The sequence below is a fragment of the Mesorhizobium sp. L103C131B0 genome (genome assembly GCF_000502275.1).
In the GTDB taxonomy this organism is placed as follows: Bacteria; Pseudomonadota; Alphaproteobacteria; order Rhizobiales; family Rhizobiaceae; genus Mesorhizobium.
On sequence record NZ_AYXC01000022.1, the window covers coordinates 1 to 20,106 of the forward strand.

The 20,106-nt window shown below is 60.6% G+C and carries 23 protein-coding genes and 2 pseudogenes; 8 read left to right on the top strand and 17 right to left on the bottom strand.

Annotation, left to right across the window (positions count from 1 at the left end):
* Nucleotides 1-14: 14 nt before the first annotated feature.
* The 3 genes and pseudogenes from X730_RS03925 to X730_RS1000000169275 form a co-directional block, all read right to left on the bottom strand.
* Nucleotides 15-281: pseudogene (locus X730_RS03925) on the bottom strand (helix-turn-helix domain-containing protein); the annotation flags it as partial.
* Nucleotides 250-450, bottom strand: a complete 201-nt coding sequence (locus tag X730_RS1000000168800) for a DUF1515 family protein (protein ID WP_023695071.1) — start codon at nt 448-450, stop codon at nt 250-252. The gene X730_RS1000000168800 and the pseudogene X730_RS03925, both read right to left, overlap by 32 nt.
* Nucleotides 451-613: 163 nt before the next feature.
* Nucleotides 614-671, bottom strand: a pseudogene (locus tag X730_RS1000000169275) (hypothetical protein); the annotation flags it as partial.
* 100 nt (nt 672-771) lie between these two features.
* Between X730_RS1000000169275 and X730_RS139180 the strand changes: the two are divergent.
* A complete protein-coding gene (locus X730_RS139180) occupies nt 772-1,044 on the top strand; it encodes a hypothetical protein (RefSeq protein WP_023698300.1) in 273 nt (90 codons plus the stop codon).
* Nucleotides 1,045-1,709: 665 nt separating this feature from the next.
* Here the strand turns inward: X730_RS139180 and X730_RS139175 are convergent.
* From X730_RS139175 to X730_RS139160, 4 genes are all read right to left on the bottom strand, one after another.
* Complete coding sequence (locus tag X730_RS139175; RefSeq protein ID WP_245261419.1) at nt 1,710-2,084, bottom strand: VanZ family protein; 375 nt, start codon at nt 2,082-2,084, stop codon at nt 1,710-1,712.
* Between the two features lie 734 nt (nt 2,085-2,818).
* On the bottom strand, nt 2,819-3,064 hold the full coding sequence (locus tag X730_RS139170) for a hypothetical protein (protein ID WP_023737208.1): 246 nt from the start codon (nt 3,062-3,064) through the stop codon (nt 2,819-2,821).
* A gap of 1,632 nt (nt 3,065-4,696) precedes the next feature.
* Nucleotides 4,697-4,828, bottom strand: coding sequence for a hypothetical protein (locus X730_RS1000000169130; RefSeq protein ID WP_280816117.1), 132 nt, complete (start codon nt 4,826-4,828; stop codon nt 4,697-4,699).
* A gap of 139 nt (nt 4,829-4,967) precedes the next feature.
* Nucleotides 4,968-5,189 (bottom strand): DUF3072 domain-containing protein, encoded by a 222-nt coding sequence (locus X730_RS139160; RefSeq protein WP_023695044.1) that lies wholly within the window; start codon nt 5,187-5,189, stop codon nt 4,968-4,970.
* 231 nt (nt 5,190-5,420) lie between these two features.
* On the opposite strand from X730_RS139160, the gene X730_RS139155 reads away from it, so the two are divergent.
* The 3 genes from X730_RS139155 (at nt 5,421) to X730_RS139145 (ending at nt 7,092) form a co-directional block, all read left to right on the top strand.
* Entirely contained in the window at nt 5,421-6,338 is a 918-nt protein-coding gene (locus tag X730_RS139155; RefSeq protein ID WP_023827378.1) for an NADP-dependent oxidoreductase, read from the top strand.
* Nucleotides 6,339-6,543: 205 nt separating this feature from the next.
* Complete coding sequence (locus X730_RS139150) at nt 6,544-6,774, top strand: hypothetical protein (RefSeq protein ID WP_023827379.1); 231 nt, start codon at nt 6,544-6,546, stop codon at nt 6,772-6,774.
* A 75-nt stretch (nt 6,775-6,849) separates the two neighbouring features.
* Nucleotides 6,850-7,092 (top strand): DUF982 domain-containing protein, encoded by a 243-nt coding sequence (locus tag X730_RS139145; protein WP_023827380.1) that lies wholly within the window; start codon nt 6,850-6,852, stop codon nt 7,090-7,092.
* Nucleotides 7,093-7,959: 867 nt separating this feature from the next.
* On the opposite strand, the gene X730_RS139140 is transcribed toward X730_RS139145, so the two are convergent.
* The gene (locus tag X730_RS139140; RefSeq protein WP_023699539.1) at nt 7,960-8,706 is read right to left on the bottom strand and encodes a Crp/Fnr family transcriptional regulator; all 747 of its coding nucleotides are present in this window, start codon (nt 8,704-8,706) and stop codon (nt 7,960-7,962) included.
* 483 nt (nt 8,707-9,189) lie between these two features.
* Here X730_RS139140 and X730_RS139135 point away from each other — a divergent pair, with 483 nt between their 5' ends.
* Nucleotides 9,190-9,600 (top strand): hypothetical protein, encoded by a 411-nt coding sequence (locus X730_RS139135; protein ID WP_023669676.1) that lies wholly within the window; start codon nt 9,190-9,192, stop codon nt 9,598-9,600.
* 424 nt (nt 9,601-10,024) lie between these two features.
* Here X730_RS139135 and X730_RS139130 read toward each other — a convergent pair whose 3' ends face one another.
* Both X730_RS139130 and X730_RS139125 read right to left on the bottom strand, forming a co-directional pair.
* Nucleotides 10,025-10,624 carry an SOS response-associated peptidase gene (locus X730_RS139130; RefSeq protein WP_023827381.1) on the bottom strand — a complete coding sequence of 200 codons (600 nt, stop codon included), beginning with the start codon at nt 10,622-10,624 and terminating at the stop codon, nt 10,025-10,027.
* Nucleotides 10,625-10,684: 60 nt separating this feature from the next.
* The gene (locus X730_RS139125) at nt 10,685-10,948 is read right to left on the bottom strand and encodes a DUF982 domain-containing protein (RefSeq protein WP_023669675.1); all 264 of its coding nucleotides are present in this window, start codon (nt 10,946-10,948) and stop codon (nt 10,685-10,687) included.
* A 190-nt stretch (nt 10,949-11,138) separates the two neighbouring features.
* Between X730_RS139125 and X730_RS139120 the strand changes: the two genes are divergently transcribed.
* On the top strand, nt 11,139-11,597 hold the full coding sequence (locus tag X730_RS139120) for a hypothetical protein (RefSeq protein WP_023669674.1): 459 nt from the start codon (nt 11,139-11,141) through the stop codon (nt 11,595-11,597).
* A gap of 89 nt (nt 11,598-11,686) precedes the next feature.
* On the opposite strand, the gene X730_RS139115 is transcribed toward X730_RS139120, so the two are convergent.
* The 3 genes from X730_RS139115 to X730_RS1000000165505 form a co-directional block, all read right to left on the bottom strand.
* Entirely contained in the window at nt 11,687-11,896 is a 210-nt protein-coding gene (locus tag X730_RS139115; protein WP_023669673.1) for a DUF768 domain-containing protein, read from the bottom strand.
* 27 nt (nt 11,897-11,923) lie between these two features.
* Nucleotides 11,924-12,085: a hypothetical protein gene (locus X730_RS1000000169280; RefSeq protein ID WP_023669672.1), complete on the bottom strand. Its 162-nt coding sequence runs from the start codon at nt 12,083-12,085 to the stop codon at nt 11,924-11,926.
* Nucleotides 12,086-12,270: 185 nt separating this feature from the next.
* Nucleotides 12,271-13,338 (bottom strand): hypothetical protein, encoded by a 1,068-nt coding sequence (locus X730_RS1000000165505; protein WP_023827382.1) that lies wholly within the window; start codon nt 13,336-13,338, stop codon nt 12,271-12,273.
* 80 nt (nt 13,339-13,418) lie between these two features.
* On the opposite strand from X730_RS1000000165505, the gene X730_RS1000000165510 reads away from it, so the two are divergent.
* A complete protein-coding gene (locus tag X730_RS1000000165510; RefSeq protein WP_023827383.1) occupies nt 13,419-14,612 on the top strand; it encodes a cytochrome P450 in 1,194 nt (397 codons plus the stop codon).
* Between the two features lie 11 nt (nt 14,613-14,623).
* Here the strand turns inward: X730_RS1000000165510 and X730_RS139110 are convergent, their stop codons facing one another.
* Both X730_RS139110 and X730_RS139105 read right to left on the bottom strand, forming a co-directional pair.
* On the bottom strand, nt 14,624-16,204 hold the full coding sequence (locus X730_RS139110; protein WP_023827384.1) for a GH3 auxin-responsive promoter family protein: 1,581 nt from the start codon (nt 16,202-16,204) through the stop codon (nt 14,624-14,626).
* Complete coding sequence (locus X730_RS139105) at nt 16,194-16,958, bottom strand: hypothetical protein (RefSeq protein ID WP_031197345.1); 765 nt, start codon at nt 16,956-16,958, stop codon at nt 16,194-16,196. The genes X730_RS139110 and X730_RS139105 overlap by 11 nt, the downstream gene beginning before the upstream one ends.
* Before the next feature lie 149 nt (nt 16,959-17,107).
* Here X730_RS139105 and X730_RS139100 point away from each other — a divergent pair, with 149 nt between their 5' ends.
* A complete protein-coding gene (locus X730_RS139100; RefSeq protein ID WP_023669671.1) occupies nt 17,108-17,860 on the top strand; it encodes a pseudouridine synthase in 753 nt (250 codons plus the stop codon).
* 22 nt (nt 17,861-17,882) lie between these two features.
* On the opposite strand, the gene X730_RS139095 is transcribed toward X730_RS139100, so the two are convergent.
* Both X730_RS139095 and X730_RS139090 read right to left on the bottom strand, forming a co-directional pair.
* Nucleotides 17,883-18,464 (bottom strand): histidine phosphatase family protein, encoded by a 582-nt coding sequence (locus X730_RS139095; protein ID WP_023827386.1) that lies wholly within the window; start codon nt 18,462-18,464, stop codon nt 17,883-17,885.
* Nucleotides 18,465-18,602: 138 nt separating this feature from the next.
* Nucleotides 18,603-19,949, bottom strand: a complete 1,347-nt coding sequence (locus X730_RS139090) for a dicarboxylate/amino acid:cation symporter (protein ID WP_155922526.1) — start codon at nt 19,947-19,949, stop codon at nt 18,603-18,605.
* Nucleotides 19,950-20,106: the final 157 nt, after the last annotated feature.

Consider the following 20,106-nt stretch of genomic DNA (forward strand, 5'->3'; position numbering starts at 1 on the left):
CGCGGCGTCTGCCGTCAATGCAGTTTGCCGACTAGCCGAGCGTATTCGGCTTCAGCCCTGCCATATGACCCATCAGCCAGCGCAATTAGACGCGCGCGATCAAGAATGACTACCTCTCCTCGCATTGAGCGTATCAGACCTTGGCCCTCCAAGGTTTGCAGCGCTATGGTGACGCCGGGCCGCCTGACACCGAGCATAACTGATAAGAACTCGTGCGTAATCGCAAAGCTGTTCCCGTCGACGCGATCATCACACATCACCAGCCATCTTGAGAGCCTGTCGACTATGCCGCCTGCTCGTCATCCGCCGCGCAGCACGCGCCAGATAGACCAACAGGGCGTAACTAAGCGAGGCGAGCGCCGCCGCTGCCATGCCAGTGACGCCCAATGCGCCGAGGCCCATCAACTTCCACCGGGTCACCTCGGCAGAGACCGCCTCCACCTCGGTCATGTCTTCGCTGAGCGATTCACCGCGTCTTCAGTCTCGGCAAAACGCTCCGCCAGCTTATCGGTCTTGGCGTACATCTTCGATTGGCTGGCGGCTGGGCGCTGCTCGGATTGCTCGCAAGAGAGCGCGGCTGAAGCATCGCCGTCCTTTAATGTCGCGCCGAATCTCAGTTGCGTCTCGCTGAACGCCCTCCATGGACGCCCTTCATCGTTGGGCCACCAGGGTCTTTCTTGTTGTTTGAATAGCCGCCTTAGTGCGCGAGCACTTTGGCAGGCGCTTTCTTTTCGCGCGAAATTGCCACCGTTTTAAAGCGGGAGGGTCGGGATGCAGGTTTTCGATGACATCGAGGCGCTGCTGGATGCGGGTGAAGCCTCGACGGCACTTAAGGAAGTGCTGGCGCTGGTGCATCAATTTGGGCGCGGGTCCAGTGTCTTGGCGGGCGCGATCGACGACCTCATTATCGACCTGTCGACGCTATCATTCGTCGCCGATGCTTACGGAGACCGCATCGCGGAGGCGGCGCGCATGCTGGCTCGAAAAAGACTATTGAAGATCAAGTTGCTCGCACCTCGTCAGAGCATCGGAGCGGCCAGCTAGAGATTGGTGGTCGCACGAAAAACGTGTCGACCTGCTCGGTGCTCCGAGCGCATCGAAACCTCTCGCCATCATCGGTTCCGTACGGACGAAGAGCCGCCTGACCCTGCGACCAGATGAAAGCTTGGACTTGCGGCAGACCGCAAGCAGTTGGAGCTTGAATTGCCGACACACTCTCAGGAACCGTTGCCGGGATCGCACTCCATTGGTCGTCGGCCCAGATCCGGCGCGCGTCGCTTAAGGTGCCGGTCGAATATGGCCAGCTTCGCTTCGTAGCCGATCCGCACTCTGGACCTGCAGCTATCGCAGCTGAAACCGGCAATCGTTTTCAGCCAGGATCCCCTTCTCACCATTGGGCACGAACAGGAGGGGCATTGGAATTCTATCGGTACGTCGCGCAGTTCATTTGATAGAGGCACTGTGCATGTTCTCCTCAGCGGCACGGCCACTGCAACAANGTAGAAGGAGAAATGTTTCCGGCTTCGGCCATTTGCGCGAGAGAATCGGACCTAAGTCTAAATGGTGAGCGGCCCAGAAACCTATTTCCCTTGCTATCGGCCTTTGCGTCGGAAATTGAACGGCAATAGCGAGGGTGATCGAAGGCGGCCCCGGGCGTGAGGCTGGCAAGTGGGGCCAAGACGGCGGCGGTAAAGCGGAGCCTGTGGCGATCAAATAACCGGTTCGCCTAGAATCTCGTTCACCCAGCTCATAGTTCTCAGCCCGTATGCCATTCCGGCGCAGTCGGCAAACCAGTCGAAGACACTCATGTCACGCCCTGTGACGCATTGAAGGATTTCAATCGCTGCGCCCGTTAAAGCAAGTAGAACCGCCAGCCGGACCACCTGTTGGGGCCAGCCGAGGCTACCCAAAGCTGACAAGGTGGCGAACGCGGCGGCGTGGTTGAGCTTGTCGTGATGAGACGTAAAGGCCAATCCGAGGGCGTGCAGCAGGTGGTCTGGCAATAGCGCGAGCAGCAGGACGACTGCCAACGTGGAGAGAAAGGCAGCCCTTGCCATGCTCTGATGAAAGCTGGACTGCGGCAATCTATTCGCAGCACTCCCGGTTCCTAGTTCTCGCTTCTCATAGTGGTGCACTAGGAAGGGCTCCAACCTGCATCTGAGCTATGAGCGCGAACAACTGGCATGCTTAACAGGCCTCCTGATGTCATCAGGAAGTTCCATGAAACAGCCTATGTCACTCTGGATGGTTCCATAGGGCGCTGCGAATGTCGCCCTCCATTGTGATGAGGCCGAGGGTTTCCTGCCGAAAAGGCGCGGCGGAATAGGCGAGCCATTGGTACCGCTTGCGCCCAGGTGCGATGCGTATCGTGCCGGGCACGGCTGGGCTGGAGCGGAACTCTTTCCAGCCTTGGCCCGGCTGTCTTTTGCACCCTGATGTTGGGCAGCCGGGCCGACTCCCTTCTGAATTCAATTATCGTCGGCGTGGCGGCTAACAGACGAAACCGTTATTTAGTCTGGTCATCCCTGCCTTGGTGATCTCGCCTTTACAGATTCCAATCCTGGACGCTAAGCCAGCAGCGGCCACTCGCTGCTGTCCAATCAACAAGCCCCAAACATCAGGTCGCGCTTATATACAAAAAAGCCGGCCACCTTTCGGCAGCCGGCCAGTGCAAACAAGGAAGGGAACGTTGCACTGATGGGGCAGTGCACCGTCCGAAGCGTTTTCAGGCGACAATGTTCCACCGGTGAGAGAACAAAGAAGGCTTCACCGCCAGCGCACATCCCCTTAGCCGCGCTGTGTTGCCGTCGCCTAGTGTCTAAAGGCCTTTAACCAGCCACGGATCGGTGTCGTATCCGAGGCGCGGCTTTTCCGGCGTTCCACCGGCCGGCAATTTGGCGGTTCCGGTCGGCCTGCAGTCCAGCTCGAGCACCTGCTTCTTGGCCGAGTGCTTCGTAGAGCAAAGGTCCGTGGCGTCACTCACCACCACCTTCTTCTCCTTGGCAACAGCGACACCAGTCCCAGCGATCACGATCGCCGCACAAAACACAGCAACTCTCATCATACTCCCCACCGTTGCGCCTCCGCAAAAGGCTGAGCCTGACGTTACGGCACATTTAAATTAGCGCAAGCGAATATTAGCTGCCTAGTCCCTTCACATCGGCTCTGGTCGCCTCCCCCTTGCTGCCGGCGCCTTGCGATACCGGCAGCGCGATATGGTAGGATGGGCGCATGCCTGCTCATGATCGGAGGGCCGATGTTCATGACTTGAGCTCGACATGGCAGAGGGCTGCAATCGTCAAGTTTCCCAGGTCGTCGTGGCGATGAACGATCGCGTCGAGGATCGCTTAATAAGCGGCGTTTACTAAGTTCCGCTGGTCTAGCCCTACGCGATCACACCATAACCACGTGATGACAAATCAGCCATATGTGTGGCGCGGCGGGCCTGTTCCGCTTGTGGCCGGCGCCTACCCACCCGGGTTCCCCAACCATGGCGTCGGCCATTTTCGTTCTCTCAGCGATTATAAGCCTTTGCTATAGGCCTATGTGTTGGCTGGACGGTGAGATCGCTGTTAGATCGCCTCGTTCGTTTGGATGTTTCGCTGGCGTTGGGAGGAGGCGCATATGTTCGCCAGCCGGCGGATACCACACCGCCCCACCGGTCAGGCCCAGCGCGCCCGCTGCAAAGTCCCGCAGACGGCTGCTGGGCCGCTGGCGGGCAGCGGCTACTTGCTGACGATCCAATCCACCAAGCCAGTTTTATCAGCTCGAACCAATCGTGCACCAGGGCCTTGGCTAAATCGCGCCATTGACACTCAGGCGTACGGGAGACGGCAACAGTAGAAGGGTCGGCATCTTCCCAGCCTCGCGCCACGTCATCGCGATGACGTTGACGAAGGCGCATCAGCAAGGTGGCCGTAGTGGCCGCTTGAGCGATATCTATGGGCGTTGCAACCATCGCAGCCTCCCTCAAAGCGATGGCAAACCCCTCACTAGTAAGCCCGCTCAGACTCTCTCTGCAATCAAAAAAAGAGTTGTCCTCGCTCCCTGTTCTGTCATCGCAATGAAGGACGACATCTTCGAGCACCCGCAGCACACCTGTCGCATGGAAAAAGCTGTAGGCGTTTATAGGTGCTTGGGGAATCCGCCGTTTGTTTGCGTCGTGGAGCGGGACAAAGCAAGTTACTCACTCAGGCTGGCTACCGTGAAGCGGGGCACCAGCCCGACTTCCACGCGTTGCCGTGGGAAGCTGAACACAGGGCCGTCAAAGAAAGGCAAGGTGGACGCGACGGCGCTCGCTGAACGCATTCGGGCGCCGGCTGCGTTCGCGTTCACACCCGGCGCTATGTCGCTTCTAGGCCCGCTCTGTCGCTACTTTGTGCGCAGCATATTGTGGGAACTCTGCCTCGACCCACGCACTCAGTGGCTGACCAGAACGAGCGCATCATCGGCCTAACCCGTTTAGGCTGTAGAATTTGTGTGTGCGCTCGTATCGAGATGCGGGTGATGTCGCAGCCGAAACGCGCTGCTTCCTTCTCGATCCGCCCCATCAGTTTGGCGCCGATACCAGCACTGCGCATCTCGGCGTCGACAACCACATGGTCGGCCTACGCCCACTTTCCGCCCATACCCGGTTTGCTGATAGAGCGGGTAGATAGCCGCGATCTCTTCGAGCTCCATGGCTGAGTGTCGATGCCTATGTCGGCGAGGTGATGAGTGCGGCCTTGCCGCCGAACACCAGCCCCAACTGGGCAGTCGCATCGCTCGACATTACGGGCGATGCAGCCACTGCGAAGGTCGAGGACGAATTTGGAACCACAAGGTTCACCGACTATCTTTCTCTGCTCAAGAGTCGCAGGAGAATTGAAGATCCTTAGCAAACTCTACCACCTTCACTAATACGACCGTCCAGATCAGAGGCCAAATACCGCAAAACTGACCAACCTGTCGTAGGTCTCCCAGCGCCTTCAGAGCTTGAGCTCAGTCCTTAGCGCGTCGATTCGCTTCGAGGCCTCGGCTTTGCTTAGATCTTCGGCGTAGCTTCTGTCGTCGCCCGCCTGCTCACATAATGTTTTCAAGTAGGAAGCTTGCGACGGAGTCATTGGCTCGTCTCCCGTCGTCCATTCGTCAGGATCCTTGCTGATAGCTTCGCCTTTGGCTCGGGGTGTAGTTTGCATGACGCTCTCCATGTTGGGAACGGCACAACGTATTTGATCTGCTTTTGTTCCACATGCTTGAAGTGTCTGAGATTGCGATGGCAGGGGTGTTCACGAACGCAAGTTTACCCGTGCTGGAAGAATCCGACGAGATTGCTTAGCTTCCGCTCGCGGTCGCCAACGATGAACTCAACGCCAACTCTGCGCGAGACATCGAAAGATCCTCCGCGCCCGCAATTTACCCCAACGGTGAGGAGACGCCCCATGAAAGCAATCGTAGCGACGGACCAGACTGCAGGAACGGCCGGGATGAAGTTGGTGGAGTTGCCCGAGCCTCGGGCGGCAATTAACGACGTGGTCGTACAGGTTCATGCGGCAGGATTCGTCAACACCGAACTGGAGTGGCCCTCGACGTGGGCCGACCGAGCCTTCCGTGACCGGACCTCTTCGATCCTCGGCCACGAACTGGCTGGTGTGGTCACTGCGCTCGGCTACGGCACTACGGGGCTTTCTATAGGTCAGCGGGTGTTCGGCCTCGCGGACTGGCATCGCGACGGCACCCTCGCCGAGTATGTTGCCATGGAGGCCCGTAACCTCGCGCCGCTGCCCGGCGATGTCGACTTTACGGTGGGCGCTAGCCTGCCGATCTCCGGCCTAACCGCATGGCAGGGGCTGTTCCAGCATGGCCGCATCAAGGCCGGGCAGAGCGTTCTCGCGCATGGCGCTGCCGGTGCCGTCGGTTCGATGGTGGCGCAGCTTGCCAGGGAGGCCGGAGCCTATGTGATCGGCACCGGGCGGGCCGCCGACCGCCAGAAAGCGCTCGACTTCGGTGCAAATGAATTCCTCGACCTCGCAAAAGACACCCTTGAAGATGTCGGCGGCGTCGATCTGGTGTTCGATGTCATCGGCGGCGATGTCCAGAAGCGATCCGCAACGCTCGTCCGGGCCGGAGGTATCCTTGTCACAGTCGTCGGACCAACGGATATTCGACCTGCAGACGGCCTGGCGGTTGACTTCGTCGTCGAGGCTGATCGAGCCCAGCTTTCTGAGATAGTGCAGCGGATCCGCGATGGACGACTGCGGACGAACATCGGCAAGGTTTCGAGCTTGGATGATGCCATCGGCACCTTCAACTCAACGGACCGACGCGCGGGCAAGACCGTTGTTCGCGTTCGTCCGTGAGAACTTGGGAGAGAGGCGGGCCCTCGCTCCTTATGGTCGCGTCGGCAGCTGACACGGTGAGGTGCAAATCAGCGCCTGTCGCGGGATTTAGCCATCGTAGGGCGGTGTTTGCGGGAACCTACTTTGTACGTTTCCGACTCTTGCCTTTTTCGGAAAGTGACCCACAGAATTGCTGATTGAGGTTCTATCTCTCTGGGAGGATGGGATGGACATTCAAGCACCTGTTCGGCCTACGCAGCAAACGGCCAAGGAGCTGGTCCGCGAGGTCCTGTTGGGCTCTCAACCCGGCGACATTATTTCCGTCAAAGCGACCATTGTAGCGGTCCGTCAGCGCGGCGGCGATCTTCTCGAAACTGACTGCCAGTTAGTCGAAATGATCGTCAAATCAGCCTTCGTTTGGGGACTGTTCATCGCCTTTGACGTTCGAGAGGCGTGATGCCCCACCGTTGGTTCAACCCTCCGGTTTATGTGAAGACTGAGCGCCCGGGGCTTCGCCTTGGTGTCAACCNTGATGCCCCACCGTTGGTTCAACCCTCCGGTTTATGTGAAGACTGAGCGCCCGGGGCTTCGCCTTGGTGTCAACCGAGTTGATGCCGCCGCGGAGGAGCTTCTAAAGTGGTCCAATCGTGGCCCCAAGTGGCGACTGGCGGCCGAGGCTTGCCTATCTGCGATGGATGGCAAAATGGCGGGTAATGACTTCCGGCTCCTGTTCGAAGCCGCGGCCGATGAAGAGGAGATGCTGCTGCCGGATTAACAACGCTATACGACGAGCCCATTCGGGTCTGTTCGCGTTGCGAATTCACCGGCGCAACGGGCATTTATGCTGTCCGTCTCCGTCGTCAAACTTTAAAGTGAGACACTAACGAGCGACGACCTAGATGGACAGTTTATTCGCCGGTGCGCGTACCATATAGGGCCGCGGGTGACCGATGGAGGTCACATGGTTGATGAAGAGCATCGCCGCGAACGGAGGCAGCGGGTGCTGAAAGGCGCCTCAATCATCAGCGGAATTACAAACTCCGAGATCAGTTGCACCATTCGGAACCAAAACAGTGGCAGAGCTGAGCTCAAATCCCGGTGGAATCGCGTGTCCCTGAGCGGTTCGTGGTTTACGGGCCGACCGACGGCGTTGCCTACCAGGCAGTCCTGCGGTGGCGCAGGAACGACCGAATTGGGGTTCAATTTATAGGAACGTTGCCAAAGCCGCGTCTCCACTATGGCTGAGCTTGTGCCCGGGATGCACAGACCGGGGAATTGGACACTCTCCGGCGCTCGGCACGTGTTCCATGGCAGTCGCACTTTAGAGATTACCCCCCGGCGAAACTTCGCTTCAGGTCGACGCGGTCAGAAGGCTTACAAGATCGCGGGAATATTCCCCGTCCAGATATTTAGCCGGAGCGCCCCACGCATCGGCTGGTTGGCCAGTGAACGCGTCAAACACCGCTCAGGTTTCGTCGAGTCCCTCCTGAGGTCGTATCTTTGAGAAGCCATGCCGTCGCTAGGTAAGTCTGCGGTCCAGTTCTCAAGCGGTGATCGACATTCCTGTTGGAGTGCGGGTTCTACAGGAGATTCGGTTTTGAGGATCGCGAGGGCTCAACGGATCATGAGCGACCCAGCAGGATCAGAAACCGGCACCCGTCTGCGCAGCCCTTTGATGAAGATAGGTAGAGTCAAAATCTGCGGCGCGAACGAGCCCTGCCCAGTCGGTCGCATGAAAACGCGAGCCAACGGTGGATATCAGACCGTCGCGTCTAAGGTCCTGAAGCACTCGGTTCACGTGCACGGTAGAGAGGCCAAGTGCGTCGCCAAGTGCAGCCTGCGTTATGGGGAGATAGGCCACATGATCTTCAATGCGGCCTACCGAGCGAAGGCGAACAATGAGTTCGCAAAGAATGTGAGCCATACGCGAGTAGGCGTCGCGCCTACCGACGTTGGTGACCCACTCTCGATAGATCGCCGCATCGATCACCGTCGAGCGCCAAAACACTCTCGTTATCGAAGAGTGCTGGTCGCAAACGGCGCGAAGTTCGTCGTGCCGCATGAAGCCCACCCTAGCGGGCATGAGAGGGGTGAAAGTGCAATCCATGACCGACAAATGCAAACCATGCAGGTCGGGAATGTCGCCCGGAACAAAAAAGGAGGAGATTTGACGCTTCCCCTCCCCGGTTAGTTTGATCGACCCTATTAAGCCTTCAAGAACGACGAACGAAAGGCTCGGCTTATCGCCCTCGCGCAGAATGTCTTCGTTGGCCTGATATCTCTTCTCCTGAATCGAGATGTTCCCCAAGGTCGCAATGTCTGATTCTGCGAGTTCCGAGATGGCTTGGAGCTTGCGGATCAACATTTTGAAAGAATGATCATGTGCCATCAAGAACCTGTTCGTGTTTGCTCCCAACTTTTAGTTGGCGCTAATGTTCCCGCTGCCTAGAGGAGACGAAGGCCAATGGTCAGTGCGTCGATGATGCGCGCAAAGTTCAGCTGTCCTCAATCCTTTTCGCCTGCCGCAACCTGTTCGAAACGGCTGGATCACAACCTGCTTTCCACCGGATTAACGAGTGCTATTGCGCGCCAGGAACCTTAAGAGTTCGCAGCCGTTCAACTGTTGGGGCGCACGAAGCAGGCTTTCAATGTCATCGGGTTCCGTGCTGATCGTGGAGACGTCGAGAACTCTCTCCGGGAGGCCGGGTTCGAGGTGGTCGCCGGCTTAAAAGGGCCTTCAAGCGATTGCGACTTTCGATCGTGAGCCGGAGCGAGTTGTGGCTCTCCTGACAGATATCAGACTTGGGGACGGCCCAAGCGGGTGGGATGTGGCCCGGCACCTCCGAGGCGCCGATCCTACTATGCCAGTTATATGACAGCGTTGGTCGATGCCATGGCCTGCTACGCAATTGACCGACATCAAATCGACATCCTGTCTCTCGGCTGCGTTGAATTGGAGTTCGCCTTCACCAAGGGCCAAATCGCCAAGGGCGGTATCAGGCACTGGCGCGAGATCATTTCTGCCGCCATGCGCCTGCAAAGCCAGAATGCACTGGGCCAAGCTGGGCTGCTGGTAGGACGAGACCGTCTACTACGCGTCGACGGAGCACCTATGAAGTCTAATCCAATCGACCTCGACGACTACACCGGTCCGCCGCAGAGTTACCTGTTATTGCTGCCTCACTGGTCAAGCAACATGAGGAACGGCTGGCCGCGCTTTTCGTTGCGCCGCGTCCACCCTACAAAGCGGTGTATGGGCCAAGGTCTCAGGACCCGTAAATAGCCACCTGTTCTTCGCACGATGTCGGCTTTCAGAAACCGCCTAAAGCGATCCCGATATTGAGCGCAATGGCCATCCGTTCTGATTAAGTCGTCTTGGCCAGCCGTGGTCTTCACTCGACCCCGCATGATGAGGTATGACCAAGAAGGATGTAGACTAAACCGGAAGAGACAAGGTGCAGGTGCAAGGCATTGAGAGATAGCAGGAACCGAACCAATCCACAGGAATATTTTGTTGGTATTATGTTGGTATCAGATGCGGCTAACATTCCCCTAAGTATCTGAAAGCAAAACGGGATTTTCTTCACTTGAATTCCGCCTCTGGGCACCAGTTTTCTCTGAACATCAAGGGCTTGACTTCCTGGCGCCGCACCGACGGATTCCTGATTTCGGCCTGCCGGCTGTGCCGGCAAGCCTGCGCAACCGAGTTATGAACTTTCGGGGCGCACGGTCTCCACGCGCAGCGAGTCGGCTGGAAGCGGCTGCAGCAGTTCGGCTTCCGGCTTCGTCAGACTGAGCCAAGCCGCCCAATCGCCGGGCCGAAGCACCACGACCTGCCGACTGTGATAGGGCGCAATATCCGGTCCAAGCTCGGTTGTCAGCATGGTGAAGGTTGGCGGCTTGTTGCCGGCAGCTTCACGCCAAAGCCCTGCGATGGCCATGAACGGCGAGCCGTTGAGCGTGAAGCGATGCTTTGCCTTCGGATACTTCGTGCCCGTGAACTCGAAGAAGGCGGATGCCGGCACGAGGCAGCGTTTGCTGCCGGCGAATTGCCGGCCTTCGGAGCGGAAGTTGAACACTGGTCCGCCTTTCGGGCCGGCCGGCGGAAATCCAAACGTCATCGACGTCAGTTCAACAACGCCAGTGTCGCCGGCGGCGCGCATGATCGGGGCTGGATCGTTGATATGGATGTCATCAACCCGCGGCAGGTCAAGTTCGGTCTGATGGGTCGGGATCTCAAGTGCCAGCGACTCCAGCATCCGGCAATATTCAGCCCAGAGAATATGCTGCTCATAGTCGTTGCACATGGAAGGCTCCCGACCGGTCTGCCAGTTTACCTCACGCCAAACAAAGAGGCGATGGACCGCTCAACCCTCGCGGTCGCGCTCGACCAGTATATCGGCCTCGATCGCCGCGTTGACGAAGGCGGCGCGGGCATAGCGCGCCTCTTGAAGGCCTTCCAGAACGCCAAGGCAGGCTTTGCGGGCGGCGACGTGATAGCCGCCTGTCTTCACGGGCCATCGGTTCATCAGGATATCGGCGGCCTGCGCGACACGCTCCACCTTGTAGATCTTGTTTCTGGATCTGCCGAGCGCCACGCGAACCGGCTCATCGAAATGCTGATCTTGCATGCTTCCCCTCCCGAACGCGATCGCGAGTCAATTCGGGGGAGGCAAGTTCGGTTCCACGGGAGCGATCTGCCAACGCAATAAACCCGCCTTCTGAAATCACTTTGCGCCCATCGGCCAAATGGCGGATTCGCTTTGCTTGGTGATCCCCTCCACCTAGGGCAAACTGCCTGCCGGGGCTGCAGGAGGAGAAATGCGAGCACGCGCAGCTACGATCGGCGATCTCGAAAGTGTCTTCCGTGATCTGTCCACGCGGATGTCGGACGAGTATGTGGCCGCCGGCAAGGACAGCAAGGTCGCCTACGACAATCTGATGATGAATTTGAAGGAAGGCCGAGCGCACGCGCTGGTCGAGGGCGACAAGACGGTGGCGATCGTCGCCTGGCACGAGAACAGCGACGCCGCCGACACGCTGTTTGCCGCGCAGGAGGGTTTCTTCAGCGCCGCGACGGTCCGCTTCTGCAGGCGCCACATCCGCCACATTCAGGCGCTGGCCGGCAACCTTCCCATCCACTCGCGCAGCTGGCTGCAGCGGGCCGACGTCGGCAAATGGTTCCGTGTCATCGGTTATGTCGAACGCGGCCGAGAGAACGGCGCCACTGTGTTCGAATTGCCGCCGGCACGGGGAGCGTCAGCTGCGCGGGCTGCCTAGGGCTGCGCACCCACGGATGCCATCACGGAAAAGCCCCCGCCAGGATGGCGATGGGCCAATATCGCCTGCAATGGGCTCATATCGGGGGCTCAGATATCGGGCTGATCCAGCGCCTCGAAAATCACCCGTTCCAGCGGACCGAGATCCTCTTCGATCTCGCTGACCTCAAGGCCTAAATGCCGAGCATCCAGGGCAGCTCGCGTGGTTAGGGTTCGAGCCGTTGCCTTGTCGGCAGGCAGTTCGCCCGGCAGGTGCTCGTGGATCCAGCCCTGCAGGAAATCAACGCCGCGCTCGCTCATCGATTATCCCTTCCCTTATCTGGGGGATCATTCCCCCAGAATGACCCCAGAAGCGACGATCTGAGCCGTCAGGCTGGTGAGCCTGCCTCGCTTCACGAGCGTCGGCTTTTGGTAGATTTTCTTCATGGCGGTGCCTTTCGCGACAAATCGCTCGTCGGCAACAACGTCCGTCGCGGGGCAGCGTTCCATGGCGGGCTGTCAGGTCGCGCCAAGCACCTCCCAGGCCGAACCTCAGCTTCAGGCGAGTCCCGGACCGCCGGCTGGGGATCGACCCAGAGCAAGATCCCGAAAAGTGGAATCCGGTTTTCGGAAAAGATCATGCTCAAACTAGAAGATAGGGCTCCATCCCGATTTCCATCGGGATGGACCGGGCTCTAGCCGCGAAACCGGTTTGCCAAGCGCTTCTTGAGCCCGCGCAACGACAGGCTTCGCCTGAGGGAAAACCAGGCGATGCGCCGACGCACTTTGCGCATGGCATCGGCGTGGATTGCGTCAACGCTGCGGCTTCCGTCCCCAAGCTTCAGTGGCGGGGCGGATGATGCCGACCGGATGATGCCCTGCAGCGCCTTTGCGTGCAGATCGGCGTATCGGCCGTAATTGGCGCCCGCATCCCAGCCGGGAGGGCGCGCCAGGACGGTCGGGTTGTTGTTGATCTCGAAGGTCTGAATGCGGCCGTCGATCATGCCGTAGTCGATGCGGCCATAGTCGATCCCGGCTAGCGCGAACACCCCCTTGATCTCGGCCGCGTGCGGATTGTCAGCGACATAGGCGCGGCTTTCAGCCCTGTCCGCCTCAGTGAAGCGGGTGCTTGGAAACTTGATGTACCAGTTCTCGTTGATGAAGCAGTGCTGCGGATAAATGGTAGAACCGACCTTGTAGGCCGAATATTTGCGGAAGCGCCCATCGGCCGAGGGGGCGGCGCCATATTCGACGATCATCAGGTCCGGGTCATGCCGGATAGGCTCCGGCAGGGCGGCGATTGCCACTTCCAGCGCTTGCGCGCTGTCCAACAGTCCGGTCAGCGGCGGATCGTGCCGGCTTTCCCAGCGCACGAACACCGGAAAGCGCGAAATGGCCTGGCGCTGATCGAGGCGATGGACATCGAAACCGTTGAGGCTGGCTCCCTTCAACCGCTTCAGCAGGTCAAAGCGGCCAAGCGCCTTGGCGGGGTTGTTCAGCAGGAGCAGGCCGGGATCCTGGGCAGCGACGCTGTCGAACAGGTCAGTCGCCGCCTGCATCTGAACCGGCGTGAGCCTTTCGAAATCGGTAAAAATGAACGTTCCCGGCGCGACCGAGCCAAGACTGCCGGTCTCTTCATAAGGGATTATCCGCAAGACACCGCCAAGCCCATGCGGGTAATAGCCAAGGAACACACCTATCGTGTAAGCGTGCTGGCGGGTACAAAGGTAATAGACCGGGCTGAAGCCCGCGGCAACGGTCATGGCCATGACCCTGCCCGCCGGTCATAGTTCGACGGGTGGTTGTGATTCAGGGTGAGGTAACGGGGGATATTCACAAGAAAATGCATGGAGAATTTCCATCGGCCGACCACAGCTGGCGGCAAGTACGCGCCGGTTGCTTCAATGGTTCTACAGACATCTACGCGATCTACGATGAGATGCGCCAGCAGGCGCCTGTTTGGCAGGCGCCGTGGGGCGACGTCTACGTAACGAAATACGATCTTGTTTCGGCCTGTCTTGTCAACCGGCAGCTGTCGCATGTCCCGCCGAGCGGCGAAGCCGATACCGGCCGATCAGCCATCAATGACTGGCTGATGTATCAGGAGGGACGCGCGCACGCCGCCATCCGGCAAGCCCTGCAGCAGCCCTTTGTGAGCAACGGCACGGCAGTGCTGGCGCCCGTGGTCGACGAGGCCATCGACCAGCTCGTTTCAAAGGCGGATCTGTCCGGCACGGTCGACGTCGTCGCCGCCTTCACGCGCGCGGTGCCGGAACGCATCATCGGCCGGCTGCTCGGCGTTCCAGCCGAAGACATGCCGATGCTGCGCGCCTGGTCGGCGTCGATCCGCACCATCCTCGACACTGGTTTCGATGACGCCTTCGGCTCGGCGCCGAACGCCGCCCACGAAATGTCGGCCTATTTCGCCGAGCTGTTGCGCAGCCACCTTGCCGGCTCCGTAATGCCGCCGTTGCTGGTCGGATTGCCGGCGCTGGTCGATGCCGTCGGGCTGACGGTTGCCGGCCGCAACATCGCCTTCCTGGCTTTCGCCGGGCACGAGACCACCGTGCATCTGCTTGGCAACATGCTGTTCCATCTCGCCCACGCGCCCGCCCAATGGGCTGCCTTGCGGGCCGATCCGCATCTAGTTGCCACTGCGGTTGCCGAGACCCTGCGGCTTGAAAGCCCGGTTCAGAAAATCTGCCGCTGGCCGCTGCAGCCTATCGAACTGAACAATCAGCCGATCGATAAGGAGCAGATGGTCGTCCTGCTCGTCGGCGCAGCCAATCGCGATCCGGCCCGGTTCAGCCAGGCCGAGCGCTTCGACATCAGCCGTTCGGGCAAGCAGAACCTCGCCTTCGGCCGCGGCGCCCATGTCTGCATCGGCAAGGCGCTTGCCGAAATGGAGGGAAAACGGCTGCTGGAGGCAGTGCTCCGTCGCTGGAGCAGCATCGAACCCGCCTCCGGACAGCCGACATGGATGGACAATTCGTCGATCCGCGGGCTGGAATCACTCGTCTTGCGGCTGGCTGCCTGACCGGCGCGGGGTCAAGCCCCGGTCGCCTCCAGCGCGGCGATGAGCTCACTGTCGGCCTGCCGCAACAGCACCGGCGCCTTCATCCCCGCAATGCTTATACCGCCTTTCAGGCGATGGCGTTTCAGCCGGCCATAGAGATCCTCGACCGGCGTCGCCTGGACAGGGCCAAGCTGGCCGATCCGGCGGGCATATTCGTATTGCGGGTTGGCGGCGAGTTCGGCATCGAGCTTTTCGCTCCATGCCGCAGCGGCTGGTCCGGCTTCGACGAAGAGACGGTAGTGCGGATGCGGCTCTGTTGCCGCAACGACCAGCGCATAGGCCTGCTGCCGGCCAAGCCCGATCTTACCGATGCAATGAGCGACGAATGCCTCGGTCAGCTTCTCGCCGCAGAGGTCGGAGACCATGCCGGCGCGACCGACGAATTGCAGACGCGGCGTGTCGCCGTCGAAGCCGACGACCTTCACCATGTCCTGCGTGTCATAGCGATAAAGGCCGGAGCCGGTGGTGACGATCAGCCGATAGGCCTGGTCGATCTCCAGCCGCCAGGCAAAATGGCTGGTGCCGCCATCGTCGACAAATTCGAAGAAGCCGCTTCGCGCGGCAAGGATCGATCCGGGACCGTCGCCATAGGGAAATGAAACGGCGGCTTCCGTCGACATCAACCCTTTCGACTGGATGAAGGCGGCGGGGAACAGGGCCTGCAGTTCGGCGGCGAAACCTTTGCTCGATGCATCGGTCCAGCAGCTGACGGTGTCAAGCTGCGGCCAGATAACCGAGAGGTCGCCTTGTGGGTCACGGAGCGCTTTCTCCAGCGTTTCGATACGGGTGCGCACCGCGGCGGCGGGATGCGTTGCCGTCAACATCGAAGTCAACTGGGGTAAGAGGATGCCGGCATCGCGCCGCATCGCGCGCAGGATTTCGGTGAAATAGGTAGGGCTCCACACCCAGACCAGGGCAAGATCCTCGCAGGCCAGAAGATGCAGGCAGGTCTGCCGCTGCCAGGTCTCGAAATCGGCGAGCAGCCGCAGCTCCATGGGCACGGCAGACAGGGCGATCAGGCTGTCGCGCAAGGCGCCGAAATAGGCGAAAGGCACGGGGCTGCCGACCCGGTGCACGCCGATGCGCTGATCCAGCGACCGGCCGACGGGGCTGAGCGCGAAATAACTGCGGCCTCGCGTGACGCCGGGCCGGCGGCGGATCAAGTCGGCAAGCCAGGGATAAAGGCAGTCGGTGAACGATCTCAACCCAGTGTCGGTATAGGGGATGTTCTTGGAGCCGCCCGAACTGCCGCCGGTCTGCTCGATGAACCGGATCGGCTCGGTTGTCAGCACCCCGTCCTCGCCGCCGATCGCCCGGCCGATGTAAGGCTGGAGCGCGGCATAGTCGGCGATCGGCACCAGATCGCGAAACGCTTCCGCCGAACGGATTTCGGCGAACCGGCGGTCCTTGCCGAACGCGGTCGAACCATTGGCACTGATGAGACCAGCCAGGGTGCCGCGCTGGGCCGTTTCGACGCCGCTCAGCCCGGCGCGGAACCCGGCGTCGGTAGCCGCGGTGAGATCGGCAATCCGCGACCAGGCGTCAATGACCATCCGCCAGGCCTTCGGCAAAGCTGGTCGCCCCGTAGCGCTTCAGGTTGGCGATGTCGAATTCGGCCAGGCAGGCAAGCTCGACACCACGAAAATGCCAGGGATTGGCCTTGAGGAAGAAGGCCGCGTAGCGGTTGCGCGCGGCGGTTTCCTCGACGCCTGCCCATTCGTGCCGCAGATGCCCATGCGACTGGCCGAAATCGATCAGCCCGGTCTCGGGATTGAAATACTGTCCATAGCGCACTGCGGCGATCTCGTTGCGTATCCGCGCCAGACCGCTGGTATCTCGTCCGTCGATCGAGGGAAAGAAGTCGCGGAAAAAATTGGGCAGGATGCGGAACGTGCGGTGGCCCATCATGATGGAAAACCAGAACAGCCGGCCCTCGCCGATCCTTGCCTTGACGGCGCCGGCAGCGCGAAACCAGGCGCGCAGCAGCACCGGATCGCCCCAGCGTGATGAATCCAGAACCGTGTCGCCGGAAAAGAGATAGTGAACCGTGTCGTCGGCAATCTCCTGGCTTCCGACGAAAATGGTCGAGAAGCCGATGATCTCGTGCCGGCGTCGGATAAGGACGACGACCTCTTTTTTAGCGAGATCGCGATCGAACCGGTCGCGATCGGCAGCATCGTAGTATTTCTCGTAAAGGCGGAACATCTCGTCACGATCGTCTTTGCTGAGATCGCGCACCGGCATCGTTCCGGATTCGGTCGAACCGGCGTCATGCGCCACGGTTTTCCCCCCGTCAATCGATGCCATGCGTGCGACATACGGGACAAGGCAGCGACACTTCAACCGAAAAATGCCTTCGATCCACGGTAAACGATCCCACCAATTGTCGGCAGGTTGCGAAGCCAATGCGGGGCGTGGCATTTGTCGATGCCGATCATTGGGATGGCAAGCAGGACATGGCACGGCCACCAGACATCGCCCGACACCAGGCCGCCAAGGCAGGCGTTAGCCTGAACCGGGCGCTTTCCAAACTCGGCCTGTGTTCGCGCAAGCAGGCCGAGCTGCTGATAGCCGAAGGGCGCGTGCGGGTTGGCGGCAAGGTGGTGCGCGATCCGTCGCTGCGTGTCGATCTCGGCCGCGACCGCATCGCTGTCGACGGCGAGCAGATCGTCGGCGAGGCAAAAGTCTACCTGATGATCAATAAGCCGCGCGGACAGGTCACCACGCGCGATGACCCGCAGGATCGTGGCACCGTCTATGACTGCCTGGTGGAACTGGAGTTGCCTTTCGTGTCGCCGGTCGGCCGCCTCGACAAGGCCAGCGAAGGCCTGTTGCTGATGACCAACGACACGCGCTGGGCCAACCGCCTGCTCGATCCGGCCTCGCATGTCGCCAAGACCTATCATGTCCAGATCGGCACCGCGCCCGACGAAGCGATGCTGGCGCGCTTTCGCGACGGAGCGATCGTCGACGGCGAACTGCTGACCGCAAGTTCGATCGAACTGCTGCGCAGCGGCGGCCGCACTGCCTGGCTGGAAATCGTGCTCGACGAGGGCCGCAACCGCCAGATCCGCCGCCTGCTCGGGGCATTCGACATCGAGGTGCTGAGGCTGGTTCGGGTGGCGATCGGCGGTTTGCAGCTCGGCGAACTCGCCAAGGGCAAGGCGCGGCATCTGACATCGGAGGAATTGGCGGTGCTCGCGCGTTAAGAGGCAGGCTTGCCGCGAAACCCTACTTCTGGTTCCACCTGCGTATCACCGGCTCGCTCAGATCGTGCTCATAGCCGAGGATGCTGAGGCTCGCGGTATCAAGTACGAAGTGCGCACCGCCTTCGGGTGGCAGACCGAGCCAGCGCGCGGCCAGCACGCGCAGGAAATGCGAGCTTGAAAACACCAGCACATTGCCCTCGATTGCCCGCAGCCCGGCGATGATCCTGTCGGCCCTGGCGCCAACATCCGCTACCGACTCGCCGTCGGGACAGCCGTCACGGAACAATTGCCAGCCGGGGCGCTGCACAAGAATCTCCTTGGTCTTAACGCCCTCATAGGCGCCATAGTCCCATTCCTGCAGGTCGTCCTTCTTGACGGCAGCAGCGCCGAAGCCGGCAAGCGTGCAGGTGCTGAAGGCGCGCTGCGACGGGCTCGACCACACCGCCTGGAAGGACAGATCCTTGAGCCGGTCCGCCACGCCGCGAGCCGCCGCCTCGCCCCTTGGCGTCAACGGTATGTCGGTGCGGCCGGTGTGTTTTCCCGAAGCGCTCCACTCCGTCTCGCCGTGACGGACCAGATAGATCTCGGGGTATGCACTGCTCATTCGCCGGCCTTTCGGTTGAAAACCGCCGACATCCTAGCCGGGAAGCTTTGGCCAACACCAGCCGCCATGCGCGCCAAAACAAAAGGCCGCAACGGGCGAACCGGCTGCGGCCTTGTGGCGAACGTCTGCGTTCAGTAATCAGGCGGGCTGCAGATCGCCCGACAGCGCCAGGTCGGCTTCCTCGGACAATGTGCCGGCCATGGCGGCGGCGAACTTGGTCTGGTCGAGTTCGCCTTCCCAGCGCGCCACAACGATCGTCGCCACTGCATTGCCGACGAAATTGGTCAGCGCTCGGCATTCCGACATGAAGCGGTCGACGCCGAGGATCAGTGCCATGCCGGCAACGGGTACCGTAGGCACGACAGAGAGCGTGGCGGCCAGCGTGATAAAGCCGGCGCCGGTGATGCCGGCGGCACCCTTGGAGCTCAGCATGGCAACCAGCAGCAGCAGGATCTGGTCGCCATAGGTGAGCGGCGTGTCGGTCGCCTGGGCGATGAACAGCGCCGCCAGCGTCATGTAGATGTTGGTGCCGTCGAGGTTGAAGGAGTAGCCGGTCGGGATGACCAGGCCGACCACCGAGCGGTTGCAGCCGGCGCGCTCCATCTTGGCCATCAGGCCGGGAAGAGCGGCTTCCGAGGACGAGGTGCCGAGCACCAGCAGCAGCTCTTCCTTGATGTAGCGGATCAAGGCGAGGATCGAGAAGCCGTTGTACCAAGCGACAGCGCCGAGCACGACCAGCACGAAGAGCAGCGACGTCAGGTAGAAGGTGCCGATCAGAAAGGCGAGGTTGGCAATCGCGCCGATGCCGTATTTGCCGACGGTGAAGGCCATGGCGCCGAAGGCGCCGATAGGGGCGGCCTTCATCAGGATGGCGACCAGGCGGAAGATAGGCGAGGTCAGCGCCTGCAGGAAATCGACGACCGGGCGGCCGCGCTCGCCGACCAGAGCGAGAGAGATGCCGAACAGCACCGAGAAGAACAGCACTTGCAGAATGTCGCCTTGCGCGAAGGCGCCGGTGATGGTGTCGGGGATGATGTTGAGCAGGAAGCCGACGATGGTCGTGTCATGCGCCTTCTCGGTGAAGGTGGCGACCTTCGAGGGGTCGAGCGTCGCCGCATTGATGTGCATGCCGGCGCCCGGTTGGACGACGTTGGAGACGACCATGCCGACGACCAGCGCCAGGGTCGAAAAGACCAGGAAATAGATCATCGCCTTGCCGGCGACGCGGCCAACCTTTTTCAGGTCGGAGACGCCGGCAATGCCGGTGGTCACCGTCAGGAAGATGACCGGCGCGATCACCATCTTGACCAGCTTGATGAAGGCATCGCCGAGCGGCTTCAGCGAAGCACCGAGTTCGGGATAGAAATGACCGAGCAGCACGCCGGCGGCGATCGCCGTCAGGACCTGCACGTAGAGATGACGGTAAAAGGGTAGCTTGCCGCGCGGTTCGGCGGCAGCGAATGCTGGCTGCATGACGTCCTCCATGGCGCCCCGATCGAAAGCTCGACCTCCCGGGGCAGTTGTTTTCCGCAGCCTTGCGACTGCTGTATTGGTCACTGCAACTGCCGTGCCAGACTGTGCGGCATACCGCAGCCATTGATTTTGTTGGGTATTCGTCCGATCGAGGCTGCTGCCGCTCAAC